Annotated in this window: 2 protein-coding genes; both read right to left on the bottom strand. The window is 42.3% G+C overall.

The features are described from left to right. Window position 1: 1 nt before the first annotated feature. Window positions 2–730 (bottom strand): L-ribulose-5-phosphate 4-epimerase, encoded by a 729-nt coding sequence (locus tag F5ESL0233_RS08025; RefSeq protein WP_122059648.1) that lies wholly within the window; start codon window positions 728–730, stop codon window positions 2–4. A gap of 10 nt (window positions 731–740) precedes the next feature. Then, window positions 741–1,622 carry an L-ribulose-5-phosphate 3-epimerase gene (locus F5ESL0233_RS08020; protein ID WP_118895838.1) on the bottom strand — a complete coding sequence of 294 codons (882 nt, stop codon included), beginning with the start codon at window positions 1,620–1,622 and terminating at the stop codon, window positions 741–743. Window positions 1,623–1,660 lie beyond the last annotated feature (38 nt).

Raw genomic sequence — 1,660 nt, 5'->3', positions numbered from 1 at the left:
GTTATTTTCTTTTTGCATGGGTCTGCGACTGGGCATTATTTTGCCCGTAATATGCTCCTTGACCATGCTTTCGATAGTAATGCTTATCTAATAAATACTGGGGCACATGACTATCTGCTCTAGTTAACATAAGGGTGTGGTAGTCTTCTTCTGCCACTACCTCTAAAACCTTAGCGTTATAGACTGCCTGGCCGGCCGTTTTCCCCCAACAAAATGGCCCATGTTGGCTTACTAGACTCCCGGGCGTTGCTTCATAATCTAAGTGGCGTTCTGCAAAGGTCTGCACAATGGTCTTGCCCGTATTGCCTTCATAGTCGGCTGTAATTTCGGCTTCAGTTAAGGCAGCCGCTGCTGGTATATCGGTATAAAAGGTATCGGCATGCGTTGTATTCAAAGCTGGTATGTCCATCTTAGCTGCCGCAAAGGCCACCGCCCAAGGTGAATGAGTATGGACAATTCCGCCAATCTTAGGAAAATGGTTGTACAAATAGGTGTGGGTAGGAGTATCGGAAGAAGGGTTTAACTGACCTTCAACTACTTCACCCTTAAGATTGACGACTACTAAGTCCGCTGGCGTTAATTCTTCATAACTAACACCTGACGGTTTAATCACATATAAGCCTTGCTGGCGGTCAATCCCGGAAACATTACCCCAGGTAAAGGTTACCAAACCCAATTGGGGTAACTGCATATTTGCTTCATAAACTTCTTGTTTTAATTTTTCTAGCATTGTGCTCTCCTTATCTGACTTCTTCTTGTTCAATGCCCACTTGGTCAAACAAGTTAGTAAAAAATTGTTTTGCGGCCTTGACCTGTTCGAGGGCGTCACTGGCACCATTTTCGCCAGCCCACATCTCAATTGTAAAACTACCATGATAATCTAATCTTACTAATAAGCGTAAGAGGCCAGCAAAGTCAACACAACCTTGACCAAAGGGCACGTTTTTAAACTGACCCGGTGACGTTGCGGTGACTTTTTGACTGTCTTTTAAATGAATCGCACAAATGGTATCAATCTGATTTTCAATTTCTGCAGCTACATCTTGATTAGGCCAAGCACTTAAATTACCCAAATCCGGATAAGCCTGTAACCAAGGACTTTTAACTAAATCATGGTAATGCTTAATCTTCGTCAGGTTATTAATAAAGGGATCATCCATCGTTTCAATTGATAGCATAATATTTTTTTGTGCGGCCATATGCACACACTTGGTCAAATTCTCTACAAAATATTCACGCGAAGAAGCCGTCTTTTCTTCATAATAAACATCATAACCCGCCATTTGAATGTTATGAATGCCTAAGTCAACACACAAATCGATTGCCTTTTGCATCATCGTTAATGCCTGCTGGCGAATTTGGGGGTCGGCTGAGCCCAAAGGAAAGCGGCGGTGACCAGAGAGCATTAAGTTATTAATGCGTGTCTTAGTAGCCCACATTAGGTCACGAAATTCCTGGCGTTGCTGGCGTGTCCAATCAAGCCGCGCCAACCGTTGATCACTTTCATCAATCGAAAATTCTAAAAAATTAAAACCTAAGTCATGTGTTAATTCAAACGTTTCCCGCCAGGATAGATCTTGTGGTAAAGCTTTTTCGTAAATTCCGAGTGCATTAGTTGTCATGATGCACATTCAACTCCTTTTTTAACTTGCTTAAATTA

Origin of the sequence: Lactobacillus sp. ESL0233 (assembly GCF_003692995.1) — a bacterium.
GTDB classification, from domain to species: Bacteria; Bacillota; Bacilli; order Lactobacillales; family Lactobacillaceae; genus Lactobacillus; species Lactobacillus bombicola.
This window is presented reverse-complemented; position numbering and strand designations above follow the sequence as displayed.

Excerpts from the sequence above, each read along its gene's own strand:
- F5ESL0233_RS08025 (WP_122059648.1), bottom strand. The coding sequence starts at position 730 with ATGCTAGAAAAATTAAAACAAGAAGTTTATGAAGCAAATATGCAGTTA.
- F5ESL0233_RS08020 (WP_118895838.1), bottom strand. The coding sequence starts at position 1,622 with ATGACAACTAATGCACTCGGAATTTACGAAAAAGCTTTACCACAAGAT.